Source organism: Streptomyces sp. NPDC088097 (genome assembly GCF_044741845.1).
Taxonomy (GTDB): Bacteria; Actinomycetota; Actinomycetes; order Streptomycetales; family Streptomycetaceae; genus Streptomyces.
Genome location: NZ_JBIUTJ010000028.1, coordinates 1 through 21,170, shown reverse-complemented (window position 1 = coordinate 21,170; position 21,170 = coordinate 1). Strand labels below are relative to the sequence as shown.

Here is a 21,170-nt window from a genome sequence, read left to right as displayed (position 1 = left end):
GCTTCGGACGGGACGCCGGACCTTGAGAACGGACCCCGTCCTGGCCGGCCTCAAGCCAAGCACGACGCCACCGCTGAACCGATCGGACACTGACCCGTAACTCCTTCGCGATCTGCGTACTGCCCCGACCTTCGGCGAACATCGCGACCGCTTCCATCCGGACCCGCTCACGGAACGCATACCGCGACGATCACCGACCGTCAGCCCCTACGACAAGACAACTTCAAGGTCAGTAGCCGCGAACGCCCCGGGGCTGCTCGCTTGCATGTCCGTCAACGCCGGACGGCTGCCAGTCGCCCGCGCCTACAGACAGGAAGCCCTCACGCTCACCGTTGCCATCGACGCCAGCGACCTGATCGCCCAGGCCCGCGGCACCCAGTCTCGGGAGGCCTACTACGCCGGCCGGTACCTCGACTCCCGCGACTACGCCCTGCCCGGCGTCGGCGCCGATCCCACCCGCGACTCCGCTCCCCACTCCCTCCTGAGTCCTCTGGTGCAGCGATGCCCCCAAGCCAGAAGGCACCTACCAGAAGGAGACGCACCATCAACCGCGCCCCGCGAAAGCAAGCGGCGAGCCCGAATCTTCACCACCTACCACAGGGGGTTGCGCACGCTTCCCCCGGCTTCAGCCATGATGCTCACATGGCTACCATCCAGTCCGCAGCGGAAATCAGCCCCCTCTTGGCGCACCTCAAGGGGCGGACAATCACGGCGCTGCAGGTGCTCGGCATCAACTCGTTGAAGTCCGCTTCACCGCCGCCAGAAGCGCTCGCGGGTGAAGTTGTATCGGCGGTCGAGATCGTCGAGCGAACCATCAACATCAACACTGCCGGCCACCTCATCACGTTCGATCTTCAGCGGACTGGCCGTGTTGTCCTGCACGAGGCTGTGGAACCATTTCGGCTGGCGGCCGGGACCACCCGCCCCACCGTGCGCCTCCTCATGGACGACGGATCGGGCCTGGATCTCACCGAGCCCGCGAAGACGAAACGGATCACGGCAACGATCTCAGCCCAGCCTGAATGACCTGCGCCGCATCGAAACGATCAACTTCCCAGGCGACATCGATGCAGCTACTCTCGACGCAGGGATCGAGCACGTCATCGGGAGAGCCATGGCCCAGCAGAACCACCGCAAGGATGACCTCCTGGTCTCCTACAACTTCATCCGTGCCGTCCGAGAGTCGGGCTACGTCAGCCTCTCGACGGCCCTCGCCGAACTCGTCGACAACTCCCTACAGGCGGCCGCCACGGTGATCTCGGTCACAATCGTGCGTCCCGTGGCCGGAGGACTCCCAGAGATCCGAGTCGAGGACAACGGGGTGGGCATGTCACGCCCAGAACTCGAGGCGTGCCTACGGTTCGGCGGCTCATCCCGCTTCGACGAGCGGAAGTCGTTCGGCCGGTTCGGAATGGGCCTGCCTGCTGCGTCCCTTAGCCAGGCTCGGCGAGTCGAGGTGACCTCATGGCAAGACGACAAGGCTGCTCACCAGGTCTGCCTGGATGTTGATGCGATCGTCACAGGCGCTCCGGTCGACCTTCGCGCTCGCCGACGGAGCGGTGGCACCACAGGGTCAGGCTGCCTTGTAGTCTGGCAGAACTGTGACCGCATCGAGTACAAGCGTCTCGCTTGGCTCGAACGCGCCTTGCGCCGCGATTTGGGCCGCATGTATCGAAGGTTCATCGGCAAAGGCGATGTCACCCTGAGTATCAACGGGAAGCAAGTCGACCCGATCGACCCCCTGCTCCTCACAGCCAAAATCGAGGGTCACAGCGCACGCATGGCCTTCGAGCCGCTCCGCTACGAACTCGCATCATCTTCAGGCGAAACGGCCTTCGTCACAGTTCGGTTCTCCATGCTTCCAGTTGATCAGTGGCACCGCCTCGACAACATAACCAAGAGACGTGTCGGCATCGTAGGCGGCGCTGGCGTCTCGATCCTCCGCGCTGGCCGTGAGATCGCAAGCGGCTGGCACCTCATGGGCGGGAAGCGAAAGGAGAATTATGACGACTGGTGGCGCTGCGAGATCGAGTTCGACCCTGTGCTCGATGAGCACTTCGGCATCACCATCAACAAGCAGGGTGTGCGGCCCTCCCAGGTACTCCAAGAAGCACTCGGGCCGGAGCTGGAGTCGATCGCCCGGCTGTTGAACTCTCGCGCACGTCAGGCCTTCGAGGAGGTCAAGTTTCGAGCGGCGACGGAGACGTCATGCCGGATTGCCGAGGCCGCTGATCTCGACCTGCCCGTGATTCGGAGGACAGGCAGAGGTTCGGGGGCTTTGTCCTACCGGATCGGATCAGAGCAACTCCCAGTCGGGACCATGTTCACCTCGAGCCTGAAGCGGCGCACGCTCGACGTGACGCTGAACGTTGATCATCCTGCTTTTGCAGCGCTCTACCACCCGCTGCAGACACTGAGTGACGAGGCCGCAGGAGAACTGCGCGTCGCCCTCGAACTCTTCCTCTTGTCCCTTGCTCGCACCACAACTCTCCTGGGCCGGGATGGCCAGAATTGCGATACTCTCCTGCAACTTTGGAGCAGGACCTACGGACGGATGCTCCAGAAGTCATGAAAGAAAAGGCCGCGCTCCTTCCCCTCAGCCTGCCGGCCGACGCCTCTCGCCTGGAACGCCAAGGCTTCGCCCGCCTCTGCACCCTGCTGGAGAGCGTTGCGGCCGAAGGCAAGGACGTGGGTGACCACGAGCGTTGGATCCGAGCCGCGAAGATCACCAGGCTCTATGAGCAGCCTATGCTCGCGGCTGCCGCTCACTGCGTCATCGATCTCGTGGACCAGGGCTGGACGGTCAAGGCGGAGAGATCCAAGGCGGTCTTCGCTCCCCCGTCAGCGCATGGTGACCGCGCCACGGAGAAGGCCCGGATCCGGCGCCAGGAACTTCTCCGCCGAGATGAACAGCTCAGCAGGAGCAGCGTTCGGCGATTCGTCGAGGGGATGGAGCGCACGCACGAGCACGGCGACCGGCTGGTCTCCGTTTTCAACCTGATGCGGGACGGCCGGGAGTTGGCAGACGCCCTTCAGGACGCGGCTACGGCCGCCGACGCCATCAAGCCCTATGTTCAGGTCGTCGATTCCTCAACGTGCGAACGGACCGGATTCAAGCTCCACGATATCTGGCGCTACTTCCGGCACACGTGGTCGAACGCCTACGCCACCGTCCCCGGGCGCTCAATGCCGATCTTGATCCGGGACGCAGCCACCGAATTTCATACGGTGATCGGTCTGGCAGCGATCTCCAGTCCGATCGTCCAGATTGCCGAACGCGACCGCTGGATGGGTTGGGAAACCGATCAGTTCCTTGCGCACCTGCGCGCTGAGCCCACAGACGATGGCGCTTCATGGCTAGCTCAACGGATTGAGACTCAGCGAAGCGAGATCTACCTCGACGACCAACTGCGTGACGGAGTTCTCCAACCAACCGACCTGGTGACGCCCACGCCCGAGGCCGTTGCACGGCTGCGGGATGATGCTGAGCGGCACCGTCAGAGGCATCACCAGACAACCACGATCCGTGAAGTCCGCAATATCGGACGCAATGCGTGGGTGGAGCGCGCCAAATCAGACCTGTTTCGCAGCAAGCGCTCAGCAGCTCTCGCGGATGCGCTGGAAATCGAGACCCTGCTGGGGGCCTACCTGTCCCCGCCCACCGCCGAAGGCCTCACCAAGGCCTTTTCAGATCCAAAGGCCCGTACGCAGATGCGTCGTGTGGTCCGTCGCGCACGAGGAGAACGAGTCGGCACTGTCATCGCAGACCTCACGGTGTGCGGTGCCGTGGCGCCGTACAGCGCACTGGCCGCCGGCAAACTAGTAGGGGCATTGGCCGTCTCACCCCCTGTCATCACGGCCTACCGCGAGAAGTACGCGCGACCGAGTGAGATCGCATCCGCGATGGCAGGCCGTCCGATCATGCGCGAGCCTCGTCTCTCCTTTGTTGGAACCACGTCGCTCTACGGCACCGGATCAAGTCAGTACAACCGGCTGTTCTGGCCAGCCGAGGTCATGGGGGGCGACAGCGCTACCCGGATGGGCTTCCACGAACTCGGACGTTCCCGCTCGTTCGGAACCTCCCACTTCTCAGAGGAGACCGTTGACGCCCTAACCCGGCTGCCGGCGCTGCGCGGCTCGCTTGTCCGCGTGAACAGCCTCTTCGGCGAGGGCGTCAGTCCACGCCTGCGTAAGGTGCGGCTGGGACTGGCAGCACTCGGATGGCCGGCCAACGAACTCCTACGGCACGGCCGGGAACGCATCCTCTACGGTGTTCCGCTGGTCGAGAATCTCCGTGACTACTCACTCGGCGTCGACAGAGAACCGCAATACCTGCTGGATCTAGAACTCCCGGACGCTGACGCCAAGGTCGCCGAATGGTGGCTCGAGCGCTGGTGTCGGCCGCGCGCACGACGCGAGGAAGTCCTCGCGGCCATGCGCGCTCACCGGTTGGTCCGACCAGTTGAGCACGGTGCCCGCGTGCCACTGCCCCCCAGAGTCGTAGAACTGCCCGTCGGCGAGGGGATGCTCCCTCTCGCCGACTAGCGTGCACCCCCACGCAGCCGCATCGCCCTCGTTGCTGGCTGCCGCACCCGGACCTCCAGGAGTGCGGCAGCCAGCAGCCGACGAGCGCCGGTGTATTGAGGGCATCGGTAGGGAACCGTTCGAGCGAAGCGCACGGCAGCCCTAGGCTTCTCCCAAGTCCGGAGCTGAAGACCCTGAGATGTGACGCATGAAACTCGAATCGACCACGATGTCGCCCGTCAGGCGCCAAGCGCGGCGCTCGTAAGACAAGTCCCCGGTGACGGTGAAGGGAAGCTGACGCCTGTACGACATGATGGCCCAGCCGTGATCGTCCCCGGCCAGAGGAACCTGAACCCGCAGGGCCCTGCCATTCACGTCCGCCGCGACGGTGACGATTGCCGCCTCGTCGCTACTCGGCGTGGAGTCATCTCGCGCAAGTGACTTAACGAGTCCGACCAGTGTTTCTCGACGGACAGGTTCATCTCTCTGGATGAGCCGCTCCCGGATATGTGGGAATTCGGCAATCAAGTCCCGGTCAAACATGATTGTCGCCAGCCCTACATCCGGCCTTTGTTCTGCGGCCGCCCATTCAAAGGACAAGTCCAGCGAATGGAGGTGATCCGGGGCCGACAAGTCTTCGAGCGACTCGAGCAGGCCAACACTGAGCCCCCAACCGCCAGGAGACGCGAGGGAATGATGCCCCCCAGATTGCGCCAACAGCCTCGTAGCCTCCAACCCTCTGGCCAGGGTCTCCATTACTCGCCGTGGGAAGGCGATGGCCGGCTCCTCTGTACCCTTCACCGGCGGGGAGCCGCCATCGCCCAGGCGCGTCACCACGGTGAAGACAAAGCTGCCCCGCTTAGTGTGGCCGAGCCTTACAGATCCCTCCAAGAATTCCCCCACCGCTTGCGGTCTACGCCCCTTGTGCGAGTGATTTGGGTCCGCGGTTGTCGTAGCCGACGCCTTCATCATTTTGTGGATCCCCTGCAGTGTCCTTTCCGCCTGCCTGAAGGGGATCGTGCCGTCGATCATGCGCTGATCGAGGCGCACGAAGAACAGATCGGCGCGCGTCGCCAGGACATGCTCGAGAAGTTGCCCTGCATCCCAGTCGTGGATGTGCCCCAGCGATTCCAGTGCATCGATGAACCGCGGCGTGAAGTCGGCGAAGTCTGCGGCCAAGGGGATCATGATCCGCGGCGCTGCCAGGAGTGGACCATCCGAGCGGTAGCGCCAGACTTCACGGACTTTCGTCTGACGTTGCTCCAATTCCCAGTCTTGGGAAGCAAGAAACTGAGATACTGCTGCCGGAGTCAGGGCGGATGCGACCTCGCGGTACGTGTCAAATGTCGTCCGGCTCACCTTTGCCCCTCCTCTGCATCGCCAATACACTTCATGATGCCCCGAAGCTGATCACCCGTGAACAGATTCCGACGCGGCAGATGGACCGTGTGGTAGTCCTTGATCGGCCCGTCGTATCTGAGGTTTTCGGCCGACTCCCAGAACATGCGGCTACGCGTGAACAGTCCCCATTCCTCTACACTAAGCCACGGCTCCGGTTCACGGGGTATCAGGAGCACGCCGAGGTATGCCGGAATATATCGCTTGCCGCGCGTAAGCTTCCGGAAGGGCTTCGCCTTCATCCGCCAAGTCATACTATCGTCTTTAAGTAGACTTTCCTGGTAAGTGCACTTCAACTGAAGCTCGAATTGAGGACCGTAGTAACCACGGTACTCCCGCGACGAGACGATCGTGATGTCGACGCCTTCATAGTCAGTCTCGTGTGGCTTGATGGAGCATCCGGCCGCATAGGCGATCATCCGCGTGAACGAAACGCTGAAGTGTTCCTGTAGTGCGGTTATGGGAACCTGGCCTTCCGCGAGGTCCTCTTCGCCCATCGCCTCGTCGATGCCATCTGTTGGCATACGCCCCCTCCTGGCTTCTCCCGACGGCGGTCAAACACCGTCACTCTGATTGCCGTTTCGGCGCGAACCTTGCTGCACCCACAGCAGGCCCGCCGCGCCTCCGAATTGAGATTGAGCGGCGGGCCGATGTCCGCTATCGGCTAGGCCAGTGCCTGAAGTACCTGACCACTGGCGAATGGGAGGTTGCGTGAGATCACCATGTCGTCAATCAGATGCACAGGCACGCTGCCCGTCTCCTTCGCGCGACGCAGTTCGTCGGTGGGTGCCACGTCAGGGCTTAGCGGGTCATGCACGCCGAAGATCCACTGCTGGTCGCCACGCTGCGCGAGAATGGGCGCTGTGACTGTTCCGACGCCCTCAATTTCGATCTTGGTGCCACGCGTGAACTGAGCGTTGCTGCCTCGACTGCTGAGGTCCTGGCAGAGGGTGTCGGCAGAGCGCTCAAGTCGTTCCTCATTCAGGGTCGGTTCCGTCCCGTGGATCAGGTACCGCAGCAGGCTGGCACCGACATGGCGGTCGAGGAGGCTGTGCTCGAAACGATTGCGGAAGCTGCGCAGACACCTGTAGCAGGACTGGTCACAGTTTTCCGGGCAGTCCTCCAGCAGTTTCAGTGTCTGTTCGAGGATCTCTACGCCGTAGTCGTTGACCCTCCGGGTGAAGCCGGCTCCGCCGGCAAGCGTGTCATAGACGTAGATCTCGGCCTCCAGGCCTTCGTTACCTAGGGCAGTCAGCGCCGGCCGATACTCTGCCTGCAGTTCCGTGGCCTCAATGCCGAGCCTTAGGGTTGCCGCGATCGTGAGCGCCTCAGCAACTGAACGCAGTGCAATGTGCGTCGAGAGATTCGCCGGGCTCAGGGTGATCGGCGAGTCCACCTTCAAGCGCACCAGAAGCACATCGGAAATGAAGTCGTTGCCCAGCACCATGCCCCGGGTCGAACCAGTGCCGGGACATTCTGGTGCCTTCTCGTCGGGGTAAGGCTTCTTGTGGGTGGTAAGCAACCTCCCCGTGGCCATAGCCGTGGGTTCGATGAGCCCACAACGGGTGCAGTACGTGTATCCCTCGTTGCCGGGGCCCGTGTTGGTTACAAGCAATGTCTCTCGGCGGTATGTCCGTGTCAGACGGTCTGTGACGCGCTTCCAGGCCGACTCCTCCGTCGGCCCTGGTGCCATCAGCTTGGCGCGCGTCGCATAGCTGCGCGCGGGGGCGTCGTCGGGACTCGTTCCCGGATCCTGATCGGCTGGGTGCGCAAACCCGGGCGGTCGCATCCAGGTCTTGGCCTTACCGAACTTCTTCTCGGCACCGCAGGCGGGGCAGTCTCGCTCCTCTCCGCGTTTTGCCTCGTCGAGGGGGAAGTGCTTCGCGTAGTGGCAGACCTGGCATTCGAAGTAGAGCAGCCGTTCCTGCCATGCTTGAAAAAGCTCCTTCTGGACCGGCGAGTAGATGGCTCCAGAGGTCCATTCCTTGTTGTCGATCCACACCACTTTGCCTGGGGCGTACTGGCTGAGCGCCACCGTGAGCCCCTGGCTGGCCGCGTATTGGAACTCGGTGTTGAACCGCGTAGACCGATTGACATCGAAGACGTGGAAGGCAACCACATCGGTCGGGAACGCATAGCGCGGCAGAACTCCCTTGTACAGGAGACGGTCGAGCAGGTTCTTCTGGCTCCGTCGGGCGCTCGGTTCTTCCGCGTCGTCCTCGGCCGGGGGTTCCGGCTCCATTTCTGTGTTCGCCAGTGAGGTTTCCCTCGCACTGCCCTCCATTAGCGACCCGTCGAGGTCGAGCTCAAGAGCCTTATCGATCTCGAAGAGCGTCCTCGTCACGATGCCTTGGAGTACCGCGATACGGGCATCCGAGCTCAGTTCCTCGGGAAGCCACGCTGCGACCTCTTCGCGTAGCGCGTTCTCCTCACCCTTCAGCCACTCTTCCAGGTCTGTTCGGTTCAGAGGGGATGTCGTCCCCGTGAATGCGGTGACCTTCCCAAGAACTTCGAAGAGTTGGGGCTGGTCCTCAGGCTGGATTGCCGGCAGCCGATCCTGGTGGTAGCGCTGCAGTAGGTACGCGATGACATGGCGCCGCACGATTTCTTCGTTGTCCATCGTCAGCACTGGATCATCGACCTTGCCGCGGATCATCAGCTCTGGCTGGCGGAAATAGTGGTCGTCGTGGGTGTCAGCGCTGCCGAAGGCGAGCACGGTGGCGATCGCATTACCCCGGCGGCCGGCCCGGCCCGCTCGTTGCTGGTAGTTAGCACGAGAGGGCGGCATGTTGCGCAGGGCTACACCGGTCAGGTTGCCGATGTCGATGCCGACTTCCATGGTGGTCGTGCATGACAGCACGTCGATGGCGGCGCGCGACTGCTCTCCCTGCCGGGACAGGCCGAGATCAACGTCTTGGAAGAGCAACTCGTGCTCCTCGGCCTTGGAGAATACGGCGTCCGACTGTGCGGCGTTGAGCTGCGCTGTGTGCTCGGCGGCAATGATGCTCATAGGCAGCTCAGGCGGGTTTTTGAGAGCGCGGACCGTACTGGCCCGGTAGTAGCCTTTACGGGCCTGAAAGACCGGATCGGTATCGGGGTCAAGGATGCGGACTCGATCAGCGCCGCAACTGGTACATTTTCGGCTACCGGGAAGTGGCCGCTGCGTGGAGCGACACCGCTCGCAGTAGCCCCACTGCCCCCCGAGCTCCAAGGCCAAATTCGAGGCAGAAATCCGGTGCGCGCCACTACCTACCGGTTCGCAGAAGGTTGTGAGCAGCGTCTGCAGCCACCCGTCCCTAAAGTTCTGCCTTGCGGCCTTCGATCCGAGCAATCGGTCGACGGACTCGAACCTTCCCGCGTGGGGCTGGACGCCACCCTTCTGCCGCCACCAGTCCCCGTCGGTCATCGACGGGAACCAGATGCCAGGGGTACTCCACGCAGTCAGCCACAACCGGACAAGCGCGAGCTTGGCTTCGGCGCCCTCTGCGACTCCACCGATGTCCGGAAGCTTCGCAATCAACTCGTCGGTGAGGTTTGCTCGCTCCCGGATTGAGGCCAAGCCAAGCGATGACAGCCCGTAGTACTTGTCCGTTATCGTTGCATATATTGCGCGCAACAGTGACTGCGGCGGCGGGGCGGTAGTGAGGAGCGCACCCATTTCATTGAAGTTACCTGTCAGTGCACCCTTATCGATGGCCCGTGCGACCGTGCCCATCACATGGAGTGACTCCGTAGGTCGCAGTTCCGGCCGCAGTCGCACCGACAACACATGCGATCCGACCATGACGGCCACATACAGCCTATCCAGGCTGAGAATCGGACCCAGAACTTGGTGATTAGCGAGTTCCCGCCACCCGCGCAGAATCACGGGCCGCATGACGTCACGCAGAGAATAAGTCTGCAGGTTGGGCGCAAGCCGAGCGGCAACCTGCCGAGAGTCAGAGAAGGCGAGCACCTTGCGACCGCGCAACGGGGCGAAGTCGCTGTACGGTTGAGCACCAGGAGGCTGGACCTCAACCTGACGAGTCACCAATGCCTGGAAGGGCTGGTCACCCTTTGTCTGGTGATCCTGCACCGATGATCGACCGAAGCCAGCGAGTCGCCCGCACATACCGCAGGGCTTGAACTCGCCGTTCGCCTCACCCTCCTCACCATCGTCGTCACTTCCGATGGACTCTCCACCGCGGAGCCGAGGAATGAAGACGCTGCGCATGCGTTCGCCGAATTCCCCCGGTGGATTGAGCCGCCCGGTGATGAGGTCGAGGTCCGCTGGCTCCACCCTGGTCTCGTCACCCGACGGGGACTCCAGCAGTAGATCTAGCGCTTGAAGTTTAGGGATGGCGCCAGTTGCAGACTGAAATGCCCCACCCGGCTCGTGCCAGAGATGGGATGGGTCAAGGACATCGTCCGTATAGGCTCGGGCATAAGCGGAGCCACAGTGCCGGCATGTGTACAATTCGAAAACGCGGGCTCCGCACCCGCAGGTAGCCTGCGGCTGGGCGTAAAGCTTGCCTACCGGCCCAGGCTCCGAGTGCACCTCCCGGTCAGCTTCTGAGCAGTCGGGATCGAGACAGGCCCACAGCCCTGCCAGCCCCCGGAAGAACGCATGCACGCGGCATGGCAGCAACCCGGCGTCATCCTTTGACCGGCGGGCGGCGCTGCCGAGCGCTACCAGCGTAGAGGCCGCCCTGTCGGCAAGCTCCTTCTCCGCCATCGGAAAGATGCGGCCGCCCAGTTCATGGACCGGATGGGCTCGTTGCATTGTCTCGTTCACGAGCAGATTCATCGGGGAGAAGTCGTTGAGGGCTTCGTAGAGCAGTTGGCCGACAGTGGCGCCAGACACCTCCTCAGCGACCCCTCGGTAGTCCAGCAGTCCACGAACCGCGGCGATGCGGCCCGCGTCCGACTCCGCGTCGTGGAACGCCTGCATGGGTACGGCAGCTAGGGCCTGAGCATCCTGGAAGTTGCCTGTGGTGGCGGGTTCCCGCAGGGCGAGCCGCCCTTCCACGGTCTTGAAGTCGTCTGCAGATTTGCCGCTCAACTGCGCGGCAAACTGGCGTGCGTACTCTGCGCTGGCAAAGCTCGCGCTTGTGCAGATCACCTGTAGCCGATCGGGCGTAATCCCAAGCCTTGCGCGGAGGCGACGCAGAAGGAGCGCCACCTCTGCGCCACCAGCCCCGCGGTAGAGGTGGGCCTCGTCTACGACGAGAAGGAACCTCTCGTCAGGGTTGTTCTCCAACCATGCTCGGGTCGCGTCGAAGACCGGCCGCTCGAGCGGACGCATGAGCATGTACTCAAGCATCGAGTAGTTCGTGATTAGCACGTCTGGCGGCGTGTCCAGCACTTCATGGCGCGTAAAAAGCTCGGGGTCCTCAGGCCGGAGGACGGCTCGAATGAACTCGCCGTTCCTGTTCTTCCAGCGGGAGCCGTGTTCTCCGTACCACGCCTTCAGGTCCGGTTTAGCGGGCCACTTTCCGCGCGACTGCAGCTTCTCGATAAGGGCGGACGCCGTGCCATGTCCTTGCGCCGAGGGGTTGGACGCCCGGTCGATCAGGTCGATGTAGAAGTCCTCAATCGACCGCAGCCGCTCCTGGTCCTTCTCTACCCGTCGTACACCGGGGTAGAGAGTGCGACTGGTGTAGCGGGCGAAACGTGCTGGCCGTCCAGCCCACGCCGTGAACTGCGCGGTGACGCGCGGATCGCCGAGCAGCAGGCGAAGACGTCCCAGTTGGTCGTTCACCAGCGCGTTCATTGGGTAGAGAATCAGGGCTCTTACTGAGGGGGCTGCGAACGACTCAGGCTTGTGAGCGGCCTCCGTTGCGAGCTTCGCCAGCATCGGCTCAAGGAACGTCTCCGTCTTTCCGGAACCTGTACCGGTCGTGACCGCAAGGCTGAGGCCGTCGCGAATCGTCCACTCCAGGGCCTCCGCCTGGTGCGTGTATGGCGGGTCGTGCAGGAGTGGCTGGTGACCACCGACGTGTGTACTCAGGCTGACAAGGAGCGCCCTGGCCGCTGCATCGAGTTCGAGATCACCGAAGCCTCGGCCAGTCTGGTAGCGGGGGGTACTCTCGATGAACGGCTCACGGTGGAGCACCCCCTCCCGCTTCAGCAACTCGCGACGCTGTTCGATCACGGTTGGGTGTCCCACGTGGTACGTGGCCTCGATGTAGTCCCGAAGGGCCGCCTGAATGCTGGCGACCGTCTCTGCGATCGTGGGCGCTTCCGCGGTCACGCCACTCCTCCCTCATCGTTGACGTGCATCCATAGCATGTCAGCGAAGAACTTCTTTAGTTCGCCGATCGCCCAGAGCGGCACGCGATACGTGATCAGCGCGTCCCTGGCCCGCAGGCCAGGGACCCCCACAAGTTCCAGGTAACGCTGCGCCCACCCGGGCACAGGGCCGAACAGGTCCAGACTCCGGCTCTCGTGGGCCCCGTCGGCGTGCCGAATCCGCAGGATCTGCGGCCTTCCCCGTGCAGCGTCGATCGCTGCCTGAAGCCGCCACGCCTCGTCGCACGCCGGGAGGGCAGGATCGTCAGTTGGCATATCAATGAGCGCACGAGGCATGCCGCTCTCCACGCGAACAAAGCACCACAGATCAGCTCCATATGCCTGCGGCCGACGGGCAACGTAGTCTCCGCAGTCGCCGTCAGCGGGTAGCCGCCAACGGCCCCGGTAATAGAGAACCGACGACGCGGGATCGAGAATCCTCAGATCGTTGACGAGACCCGAGTGTGCTGCCCAGTCCAAGCGTTGACGCATCCCGCGGACGATGGCGGCAGCGCTAGCCACACTCGGTTGCCTGCGCCAGTCGTCGATGCTGATCTCATGGAGTCCGGCGGCATGCAGCCGGACCGGTCCCGTGGTGGCATCCATTGCGATGGACCGCACGTGGCCCTCGAGGCGCATGACCGCGCCGACAGACTCGTCCAGGAGCGGCACGCCGTCGGGGCGTACACCCAGCAAGAGGTATCTCCCGGGGGCCTTCATCACATAAGAGGGTGGAGCGAGATAGAGCCTCCGACGTCCAAGATCCTTCCGGTTCGGGAGTTCGACTAGGTCGCCGATTGCCACCAGCAGATCCAACTGGGTGGCTAGCTGGGCACGAGTGACCGCGGACGGATCGTCGAGCGGACCGAGCACCTCCATCACCGCATCGACGAGTTCACGCGGCGTCGCCGGGCACAGGAACGCGGCTGCGCGGCGTAGTGATGAGCAGATCACTTCGGGTGCACTCAGATCGATCGCCACCTCCCCCAGGCCAAGCGCGCGGACGGTAAGTCTGGCGACCTCACGGCCACTGAGCGCATTGATATTCATCGGCCGGCCCCGGGAGCCGGCCGGTCCGATGTATCCCGGAGGGCGTGAGTCCCCAGCACTGCGAACCTCGCCGCCCGGATGAGTACGGGGGAAGTCAGCACGCCCCTCAGGAGCCGGTCTCTTTCGGGCTCCGCCCAGTTCGCGACCGAGCCTGGCCGGCTCGCGAGCGCTAGCAGGAAGTCTGCTGCGGCCTGAGAGTCACCGAGGCCGCTGGACGTCACGACGGCTTCAATAGCACCAGCAAATCCCTCGCTCAACGCAGCTGGTGCATCAACCCACTGCCAGAGATGGCGAGCGATCTGCCGGGCAGCGGCGCGCTGTTTGGAAGGCTCGCCTACTAGCTTTTCCATTTCATCCAGCAGTTCGAGCTGCCGGTACGCACCAGCTGTACCGCGCTTTCGTTCTAGGTTTGCCCACCGGGGTCCGGCGATGACGGACACAAGCGCCGTAGTGATCGCCTCAAGGACTTGCTCCTGTTGGTGACGAGCGAACGGGTCCGCTGGCAGATCGGCGTCGAGCCACCGACGGTGACCTTCGATGAGCCGCTGAACCTCAAGGAGCGAGTCATCTGAGGATCGCGGCACGGCCGGGCGGCTCTGGCGCAGTTGGTTTGGCTCGGGCGGCAGGATGGTCGCTGCTGTCAGCTTGCCGGAAATCGCTTGCAGGAGTCCGCCTGTCGCTGGCACGGCGATTGGTCCACGGGGATCCTGCGCCATGCAGGCCAGCGGGGCCTCCACCGAGAAGATGTGCACCTGCGTGTCGTCGTTGCCTGTCCGGTCTATCAGCCGCGCTTCGTGTTGCCCGCTGTGCCGCTTGGCGAGCACCCAGCGGAGCGGGTCGAAGCCGCGTTCACAGACCAGGGATGCGAAGCCAACTCCGTTCTGAAATACCGACACTTCACATGACTCGGCCTCTTCGTACGCGCCGAGTATTCTCTTCTTGCGCAAGACCTGCTCCGTCAGCTTCTCCCACGCGCCATCACTGAAGGGCACTGAGATGCCGTGGAGTTGCCTTTCCAGCTCCCTTCCCGCGTCGTCACGGAGAGTGATTGACAGTTCGGCCCTTGTCTCCAGCGGACCGTCAATCGAGAGACTCGCCCTGCCATCCCAGAGTTCAGTCATCTTTGGGCGCGCCGGTGTGGCGAACAGCCGGATCGCGGTACCTTCCGTCGCGGCTTCGCGGTTGGTGTGGAGGTCACGAATCGTGATCGTCAGGGAGCCGCTGAAGAGGGGCCGATCCGTCTCTGGGGTGAGCAGCGCGACGTTCACATCGTGCGTACCCACTCCGAGATTCTCCAGAGCAAAGAACAGCTCTGGTTGGCCTTCCGGGAACTCCAGCACAAAGGGAAGGCCACGGTCTACGGTCACCGCGCACTTGTCCGCAGCGTGAGCAGACTTCACGGCCAGCATCGCCGGCTCGCCAACAAGCCACTCGATGGCCCCGTCCCCGTCCCAGGATCCTGGCACCAAGCCTACCGGCCGAATCGAGACGTCGGATGCTACTGCCAGCCCGACAGTTGCAAGTTGCTCGACTTCTGCTGCGCCGACCTTCTGCGGCACCGTGACCTCAAAGACGTGCACGCCTTCGACCGAGGTCATCGTCGGCGCGATCCAGGGCAATGAGGGCGGCTTGCTGCCAACTCGCCCAACCAAGCAGTACTCGTTGCCGGGTCGAACGAACTTGCCCTTTACCTCTATGGGTTCCCCGACTGATCGCTTCCTGAACAGCCACCAGGGCCCCGGATCGATGGAGCAGTGCTCGGCGATCAGCCTGTTGACGGCCTCCGATCCGCGTTCCAGTTCGATGACTGGAACGCCGGGTCGAGGCCAGGCCGACAGCGGCACTTTGTCGGGCCACAGCAGTCGACCGCGGGCGAACAGACGGGGATGACCTTCGACCCTTGCACGCTGACTCCGAAGTTCCTGCTCGACTTGTGGACTGATTGTCTGTAGCGGCGTGAGATCGGGCAGTTCCAGATACGGCTGCCAGCCACCATGTTGGTTGCGTAGGAACATCCTTGGGCTGATAACAGTTGAGACGCGGCGCCTTCGCTGTACAGACGCGGCACCCGCTCCTGTCGGAAGGAAGCCACTTGAGCGGATCACATTGGCGGACTGCCTGGCACGCGACAGCCAACTTCGGGAGGCCTGTTCATTACTCAGGCCGGCGACCAGGCGGCTGAGTGTCGACCGCACAAGGTATGGGGACTCTTCCTCGTCGCCCGAGAGCAGCGCAACTGCGACCTGGCCCAGGAGGCTCTGATTGGCGCAGAGGATACGGAAGCGCTCGCTGTATCCGCCCGTGCGCGACACCAGGCATGCGCCCAGTGCATCAGGATCAGCCAACAATTCCGCATTCAGCACTCCGCGCGACTCGAACAGGAGCTGGGCCATCTGCCGCTGAAGATCCGCCGGCATCACGGCATGTGTGATCGGCCACGCAATGATGGTGAAGTTCGTGGCGAAGCCACCTCTCGGCTCCGCACCTCCGTAATCGTCCGCGAAGCGCCTGAACCACTGCTTGATGCGTTTCCGGTTGAGGGGTACGTTCCACTGGGGCCCGCCCTCCCACCCTGGCGCCCTCTGTCCCCAAAGGGGCCAGAACTCACCCCCGACGTAGTCGTACCCGATCTCAGCGGCAAACACCGCGAATGGCAACCACCAGGCGCGGTATCGCGCGTCGAGTCCATCAGCGACAGCCTCACGCACTGCGGCCAGGAGTAGTTCGAGCTCGTCACCAACGAGGTCGTGCTCCAACGCGAAGACGGGAGCCGGCGGATGCAAGGCCCGGCGACGCTCGTGGAGTGTCCGAAAGTGGTGATCGAGTTGCAGGTGTAGGTGTTTGAGCACCTCCACCGACCCCCCGCGCGCTATCCCCTCCACGCTCGACACCACCTCCTCTCCTGTCACGTGTTAGTGCGGGCGTCGCCAGACAAAGGTAGTGACGCTCGGGGGATAGATCACCACTTAGCGTAGATCATGCCGCCGCACTCCAGGGGCGCAGATGGCCGAACTGGGATCATGCCGCCCCGCTGGTCGGGCCTGCCTGGGAACTCAGGTGAAGCCGTTCTGCAGCTCACGCAGGCCGACCAGCGCCCTTCCGATCAAGAAGGCGGGTCGGAGACTGGGCCGGTAACTTCGCCTGGCTGCCCACGCTCCTTGGCCTACTCCGTGCGGCCTGGGCCGGACCGCCCAGAACCGTGAAGGAGAGGTCGGGCCAGATGACCTTCCCGGCCGCCGTGGTGGGTAGTAGCCCCAGCGGTTGGCCATCTCCCTCACGAGGAGCAGTCCGCGTCCGCCAGTGGCATCCACACCAACCTCCCGCCGTACCGACGGCCGGGGATCGCGGTCCGCGAGTTGAACAAGCAAGCCCGTCCCTGTCAGCTGGTGGGCGAGGTTGAACGTGCCGACGTCGGCCAGCCTCGGGCATCAGGTGCTCGCCTCCTCCATATCCCTGACGCCTACCGTGCCGATCTTGGTGGTCATGTGAAGCCCTCCGTGGGGAGATGATTTCACCGAGAAGCGAAAACCGAGGCAGAAGGTGTCGTCGCGCATCACGCCGTGGTCTCCTTCGCCGTTCACAGCAGACCCAATGCCACCCAGCAGGGGGCCTGCAGCCATCCTGCTGGGAGCCAACTGGGAGCCGATCGGCCCCCCGAGACCCGCCGACACAGTCCCATGCCTGCCGACACTGCTAGCGTGACCTGCGCAAATGCCCTTGTCCGAGGTGGCAGGCCCGGCCGGACCTCATTCGGGACGAAGAGGTCGTGGGTTCAAATCCCGCCACCCCGACAGCCATAAAACAGGTCGGCCCCCTACTCAGACGAGTAGGGGGCCGACCTGTTGTGCGTGCGGGGTCGGGGGCGGGTCTGTGGGTGCTGGTCTCGGGGTGGGGCCGCCGGCGGGAGCTGGTGGCCCGTGGGGGGACGTTAGCCTTGCGGGGGCCGCCTGTGGACCTGAGAGGGCAGCGCGATCGGGGGTCCTGCGAGCAGGACGCGTGCGCACGGGAGTTGGAGGAAGTCCTCTCCCGGTTCCCGGACGCGCCGGTTCGACCTCGTACGTCACAGAGGGCGGAGGTCGGGCCGGATCGAAGCGCCGGTGGCCTTCCCCGTCGACAACCCTGGAGATCACGTGCATCCCGTCCGGATCGTGGACCTGTTCGCCGGCCCCGGCGGCCTTGACGTGGCCGCCGAGAGGCTGGGTGTGGCCACGGCGGGTGTGGAATGGGACTCTGCCGCCTGCACGACGCGGCGGGCCGCCGGCCTCGTGACGGTGGAGGGCGACGTACGGCTCTACGGGCCCTCCGACTTTCCCGACGCGGACGTGCTGGCCGGGGGGCCGCCCTGCCAGACGTTCACCGTGGCGGGCAACGGGGCCGGGCGCCGGGCGCTCGACGACGTCCTCTCCTTCGTCGAGCGGATGGTCGCCCGAGAGGACCGCGAGGAAATCGCGAAGGACCTCTCGAAAATGGAGGACGAGCGGACCGGATTGGTGTTGGAGCCCCTCCGGTGGGCGCTCGAAGCGATCGACGTGTACGACCGGCCCTATCGCGCGATCGTTCTCGAACAGGTACCGGCGGTGCTGCCCGTGTGGCGGGCCTATGCCGAGGCGCTGCGGAAAGAGGGGTACGAAGTCGATTGCGGCCTCCTGCGCACCGAGGCCTTCGGAGTTCCCCAGACGCGCAAAAGAGCCGTGCTCATCGCTCGGCGGGGCTCCGAACCCGTGGAGCTGCCCTCCGCCACCCATCGGACGTACCGCAAGGGAATGTCCCGTGACGAGGGGGACGGCGCGTTGCGGGCCTGGCGGTCGATGGACGACGTGCTGGCGCGGACGTCGCCCTTCCTCGTGATCTCGAACTACGGCACCGGCGGGGACCCCAAGGCGCGCGGACGTCGTGGGTCGTGGGAGCCGTCGGCGACCGTCACGGGGAAGATCTCGCGCAACCGGGTCGTGGGGCTCGACGGGGCCGAGCTGGAACGGTTCACCCACTCCGAAGCCGGCCGCCTGCAGACCTTCCCCGGCGACTACCCGTGGTCGGGGCGGGACGTCGGCCAGCAGATCGGCAATGCCGTTCCGCCGCGGCTGGCCATGCACGTGCTGTCCGCCGCGTTCGGGTGGTCGCCTCCGGACGAGGCCGCGCTCAGGGCGCTCGACACCTGGGCCCCCGCCGCGGCCCTCGTGGACGAGGCCGTGGCGGCGTACGTCTGAGGCGTGCGAAGGGGCCGGTGGAGCCGAGGAGTTCCATGCCCCGGGCCACGTCGTCGGCGACCGTACGGGACGGCTCGCTCGCGCCGTCGGCCGGTCAGGCCAGGAGCTTGGCCTTGGCCCGGTCGAACTCCTCCTGGGAGATGTCGCCCTTCTCCTTGAGGGAGGAGAGCTTGTGCAGTTCGTCCGCCGCGCTGGTCGCGCCCGTCGTGCCCGCCTGCTTGCGGACGTACTCCTTGAAGGCCTCTTCGCGTTCCCTGGCCTGCCGGGCGTCCCGCTCGCCCATGCTCCGGCCCCGGGCGATGAGGTAGATGAACACGCCGATGTAGGGGAGCAGCAGGACCAGGATCAGCCAGCCGGCCTTCGCCCAGCCGTTCAGGCTGTGGTCCCGGAAGATGTCGGTGATCACCTTGAACAGCAGGAAGAACCACATCATCCACAGGAAGAACAACAGCATCGTCCAGAAGAGGTTGAGCAGCGGATAGTCGTCCATGCGTGTGCTCCGATTCCGGTAGGCCCGCCCCGCCATCCCCTTGCTACCGGCGGCACCCGGGCACGGCACGCGGGGCGCGGCCGAACGGGTGAACCCGCTCCGGACCGGCCGCGGGCGGCGTCGGTGCGGGGGCGGCTGCCGGAGGTGCGGGGGCCCCGGGGCGGTGCTGGAATGCCTGGAGGGCCGCCCCGGACGTCCGGGGCGGACGAGAACGGCGCCGACGGGAGGAAGGCCATGGACCTCGTCGACGGGCCAGACGACTCCGGCGGGCCCGACGACTCCGGCAGGCGCCGGCGCCGGTACCGGCGCCGGCTCTCCCTGATCAGACAGCTCGTGCGCGCGAGCGTACCGGCGGTCGTGCTCACCGGCCTGTACTACGTGGTGCCGCTGGACGAAGGGTTCGGCCTCGTCACCCTCGTCGAGCTGATCGCCGGACTGCTGGTCTTCAGCTGCCTCGTGGCCTGGCAGCTGTCCGCCATCACCCGCTCGGACCATCCGCGGCTGCTCGCCCTGGAGGCCCTGGCCACGGTCGTACCCCTGTTCCTCCTGCTGTTCTCCGCCACCTACTTCCTCTTCGCGCTGAACGTCCCCGGGTCCTTCTCGGAACCACTGGGCCGCACGGACGCCCTCTACTTCACGATGACGGTCTTCGCGACCGTCGGCTTCGGCGACATCGTGCCGGTCTCGACCAGCGCCAGGGCCCTGGTCACCGCGCAGATGGCGGCCAACCTGATCCTGGTGGGAATCGTCGCCAAACTCCTCTTCGGCGCGGTACGGATCGGACTGGCCCGGCGCTCGCCGGAGGGTCCGGGAAGGAGCGACCTGTGACGGCCACCCAACCGGCGGAGGCGGTCCTGTTGCGGGGCCTGCTCAAATCCCCCGGCTACATGAAGACCCTGCTGCTCGGCGCCCTCATCGGGATCCCCGTCTCCCTCGCGGCGTTCTGGTTCCTCGCCGGAATGCACGCGCTGGAGCACGCGGTGTGGAGCACGCTCCCGCACTCCCTCGGCTTCGACCAGGCGCCCTGGTGGTGGCCGCTGCCGCTGCTGCTGATCTCCGGCATCAGCGTGAGCCTGATCGCCCTGCACCTCCCGGGCGCGGGCGGCCACATCCCCGCTGCGGGCATCAGCATGGGCGGCTCCACCCCGATCGCACTCCCCGGCGTACTGCTCGCGGCGGCGGCGAGCCTTCCGCTGGGCGCCACGCTGGGCCCGGAGGCTCCGCTGGTCGCCCTCGGCGCCGGGCTCGCGGTCCTGCTGCGGGACCTGGCACGCGCCCCCTCGACCCCGCAGGCCACCCTGCTGATGGCGGCGGCCGGCTCCGCCGCGGCCATCGCGGCCATCTTCGGCAGCCCGCTGATCGCCGCCGTCCTGCTGATCGAGGTGGCGGGCGTGGGCGGGCCGCAGTTGTTCGCCGTGATGCTGCCCGCGCTGCTCTCCAGCGGGATCGGGTCCCTGGTGTTCAGGGTTCGGGCGGTGGACCGGGCTGGACACGGGCCAGCTCAAGCTGAAGCCGGCGGGCCCCTTCCCCCGGCTGGACGCCGCCGACGTGGCCTGGGCGGTGTTGCTGGCCGTGGTCGTGGGCTTCGTCATGCACCAGGCGATGGGCCTGGGGCGGCGCGTGTCGGTCTTCGTCACGCGCAAGACGGTCTCCCGCAGCGCGCTCTGCGCCCTGGCCGCCGGTGCCTGCGGGGCGGCGTACGCCCTCTCCACGGGGCGGAACCCGGCGGACGTGGCCTCTTCCGGCCAGGGCACCCTGGCCCAGCTGACCTCCGACCCGAAGGCCTGGGGCATCGGCGTACTGGTGGCGGTCCTGCTGTTCAAGACGCTGGCCTACGCACTCTGCCTGGGCGCCCTGCGCGGTGGACCGATCTTCCCGGCCATCTTCCTGGGCGCCCAGGCAGAGTGCTGGTCGCCCCCCTGCCGGGCCTGGGGCTGATTCCCGCGCTGGCCGCAGGGATGGCCGCCGCCACCGCGAGCGCGATGCGGTTGCCGGTCAGCAGCGTGGTGCTGGTGACCCTGCTGCTGGGCAGCGCCGCGATGACCCCGGTGGTGATCCTGGCGGCCGTGGTCGCCTTCGTCGTCACCGAACTGCTGCCGGTGCACCCGCCGGCCGGTTCCCCGGCGGGTGCACACCCCTAAGGGCTGTCCCGTAATCCGTGGTGGATCAGCGCGCGGCGTCGGATGCGGTGCATCGCAAGGCGGAGGGACGCCCGAATACTGGACGTATTC

Annotated in this window: 15 protein-coding genes and 2 pseudogenes; 8 read left to right on the top strand and 9 right to left on the bottom strand. The window is 65.1% G+C overall.

The annotated features are described in order from the left end of the window. Positions 1-160, bottom strand: a pseudogene (locus ACIOD1_RS34815) (helix-turn-helix domain-containing protein); the annotation flags it as partial. 482 nt (positions 161-642) lie between these two features. On the opposite strand from ACIOD1_RS34815, the gene ACIOD1_RS34810 reads away from it, so the two are divergent. The 3 genes from ACIOD1_RS34810 to ACIOD1_RS34800 all read left to right on the top strand — a co-directional run bounded on the left by ACIOD1_RS34810 (position 643) and on the right by ACIOD1_RS34800 (position 4,545). Continuing rightward, complete coding sequence (locus ACIOD1_RS34810) at positions 643-1,026, top strand: hypothetical protein (RefSeq protein ID WP_401907159.1); 384 nt, start codon at positions 643-645, stop codon at positions 1,024-1,026. Positions 1,027-1,114: 88 nt separating this feature from the next. Beyond that, positions 1,115-2,572, top strand: a complete 1,458-nt coding sequence (locus ACIOD1_RS34805) for an ATP-binding protein (protein ID WP_401907157.1) — start codon at positions 1,115-1,117, stop codon at positions 2,570-2,572. After that, positions 2,569-4,545, top strand: a complete 1,977-nt coding sequence (locus ACIOD1_RS34800) for a Druantia anti-phage system protein DruA (RefSeq protein ID WP_401907155.1) — start codon at positions 2,569-2,571, stop codon at positions 4,543-4,545. The genes ACIOD1_RS34805 and ACIOD1_RS34800 overlap by 4 nt, the downstream gene beginning before the upstream one ends. Before the next feature lie 141 nt (positions 4,546-4,686). On the opposite strand, the gene ACIOD1_RS34795 is transcribed toward ACIOD1_RS34800, so the two are convergent. The 6 genes from ACIOD1_RS34795 to ACIOD1_RS34770 all read right to left on the bottom strand — a co-directional run bounded on the left by ACIOD1_RS34795 (position 4,687) and on the right by ACIOD1_RS34770 (position 16,796). Continuing rightward, entirely contained in the window at positions 4,687-5,883 is a 1,197-nt protein-coding gene (locus tag ACIOD1_RS34795) for a hypothetical protein (RefSeq protein WP_401907153.1), read from the bottom strand. Beyond that, the gene (locus tag ACIOD1_RS34790; protein WP_401907151.1) at positions 5,880-6,446 is read right to left on the bottom strand and encodes a DUF4365 domain-containing protein; all 567 of its coding nucleotides are present in this window, start codon (positions 6,444-6,446) and stop codon (positions 5,880-5,882) included. Before ACIOD1_RS34790 ends, ACIOD1_RS34795 begins: the two co-directional genes overlap by 4 nt. 140 nt (positions 6,447-6,586) lie before the next feature. Continuing rightward, positions 6,587-12,154, bottom strand: a complete 5,568-nt coding sequence (locus tag ACIOD1_RS34785) for a DEAD/DEAH box helicase (RefSeq protein ID WP_401907149.1) — start codon at positions 12,152-12,154, stop codon at positions 6,587-6,589. Next, positions 12,151-13,242 carry a hypothetical protein gene (locus ACIOD1_RS34780; protein WP_401907147.1) on the bottom strand — a complete coding sequence of 364 codons (1,092 nt, stop codon included), beginning with the start codon at positions 13,240-13,242 and terminating at the stop codon, positions 12,151-12,153. Before ACIOD1_RS34780 ends, ACIOD1_RS34785 begins: the two co-directional genes overlap by 4 nt. Next, positions 13,239-16,136, bottom strand: coding sequence for a hypothetical protein (locus tag ACIOD1_RS34775; RefSeq protein ID WP_401907145.1), 2,898 nt, complete (start codon positions 16,134-16,136; stop codon positions 13,239-13,241). Before ACIOD1_RS34775 ends, ACIOD1_RS34780 begins: the two co-directional genes overlap by 4 nt. A gap of 534 nt (positions 16,137-16,670) precedes the next feature. Further along, positions 16,671-16,796 carry a hypothetical protein gene (locus ACIOD1_RS34770; protein WP_401907143.1) on the bottom strand — a complete coding sequence of 42 codons (126 nt, stop codon included), beginning with the start codon at positions 16,794-16,796 and terminating at the stop codon, positions 16,671-16,673. 576 nt (positions 16,797-17,372) lie between these two features. Here ACIOD1_RS34770 and ACIOD1_RS34765 point away from each other — a divergent pair. After that, positions 17,373-18,449, top strand: a complete 1,077-nt coding sequence (locus ACIOD1_RS34765) for a DNA cytosine methyltransferase (protein ID WP_401907142.1) — start codon at positions 17,373-17,375, stop codon at positions 18,447-18,449. A 94-nt stretch (positions 18,450-18,543) separates the two neighbouring features. Here the strand turns inward: ACIOD1_RS34765 and ACIOD1_RS34760 are convergent, their stop codons facing one another. Beyond that, entirely contained in the window at positions 18,544-18,939 is a 396-nt protein-coding gene (locus ACIOD1_RS34760; protein ID WP_365615578.1) for an SHOCT domain-containing protein, read from the bottom strand. A gap of 234 nt (positions 18,940-19,173) precedes the next feature. On the opposite strand from ACIOD1_RS34760, the gene ACIOD1_RS34755 reads away from it, so the two are divergent. Further along, the gene (locus tag ACIOD1_RS34755) at positions 19,174-19,767 is read left to right on the top strand and encodes an ion channel (protein WP_365615580.1); all 594 of its coding nucleotides are present in this window, start codon (positions 19,174-19,176) and stop codon (positions 19,765-19,767) included. A 55-nt stretch (positions 19,768-19,822) separates the two neighbouring features. Here the strand turns inward: ACIOD1_RS34755 and ACIOD1_RS34750 are convergent, their stop codons facing one another. Next, a complete protein-coding gene (locus tag ACIOD1_RS34750; protein WP_401907165.1) occupies positions 19,823-20,002 on the bottom strand; it encodes a hypothetical protein in 180 nt (59 codons plus the stop codon). A 67-nt stretch (positions 20,003-20,069) separates the two neighbouring features. On the opposite strand from ACIOD1_RS34750, the pseudogene ACIOD1_RS34745 reads away from it, so the two are divergent. From ACIOD1_RS34745 to ACIOD1_RS34735, 3 genes and pseudogenes are all read left to right on the top strand, one after another. Then, positions 20,070-20,399, top strand: a pseudogene (locus ACIOD1_RS34745) (chloride channel protein); the annotation flags it as partial. A gap of 88 nt (positions 20,400-20,487) precedes the next feature. Next, on the top strand, positions 20,488-20,877 hold the full coding sequence (locus tag ACIOD1_RS34740) for a hypothetical protein (protein WP_401907163.1): 390 nt from the start codon (positions 20,488-20,490) through the stop codon (positions 20,875-20,877). Beyond that, positions 20,844-21,080: a hypothetical protein gene (locus ACIOD1_RS34735; RefSeq protein ID WP_401907161.1), complete on the top strand. Its 237-nt coding sequence runs from the start codon at positions 20,844-20,846 to the stop codon at positions 21,078-21,080. The genes ACIOD1_RS34740 and ACIOD1_RS34735 overlap by 34 nt, the downstream gene beginning before the upstream one ends. Positions 21,081-21,170: the final 90 nt, after the last annotated feature.

Coding starts and splice junctions, on each gene's coding strand:
- ACIOD1_RS34755 (WP_365615580.1), top strand. CDS start 19,174: ATGGACCTCGTCGACGGGCCAGACGACTCCGGCGGGCCCGACGACTCC.
- ACIOD1_RS34780 (WP_401907147.1), bottom strand. CDS start 13,242: ATGAATATCAATGCGCTCAGTGGCCGTGAGGTCGCCAGACTTACCGTC.
- ACIOD1_RS34800 (WP_401907155.1), top strand. CDS start 2,569: ATGAAAGAAAAGGCCGCGCTCCTTCCCCTCAGCCTGCCGGCCGACGCC.
- ACIOD1_RS34750 (WP_401907165.1), bottom strand. CDS start 20,002: ATGCCGGAGATCAGCAGCAGCGGCAGCGGCCACCACCAGGGCGCCTGG.
- ACIOD1_RS34790 (WP_401907151.1), bottom strand. CDS start 6,446: ATGCCAACAGATGGCATCGACGAGGCGATGGGCGAAGAGGACCTCGCG.
- ACIOD1_RS34760 (WP_365615578.1), bottom strand. CDS start 18,939: ATGGACGACTATCCGCTGCTCAACCTCTTCTGGACGATGCTGTTGTTC.
- ACIOD1_RS34810 (WP_401907159.1), top strand. CDS start 643: ATGGCTACCATCCAGTCCGCAGCGGAAATCAGCCCCCTCTTGGCGCAC.
- ACIOD1_RS34770 (WP_401907143.1), bottom strand. CDS start 16,796: ATGCGCGACGACACCTTCTGCCTCGGTTTTCGCTTCTCGGTGAAATCA.
- ACIOD1_RS34805 (WP_401907157.1), top strand. CDS start 1,115: ATGGCCCAGCAGAACCACCGCAAGGATGACCTCCTGGTCTCCTACAAC.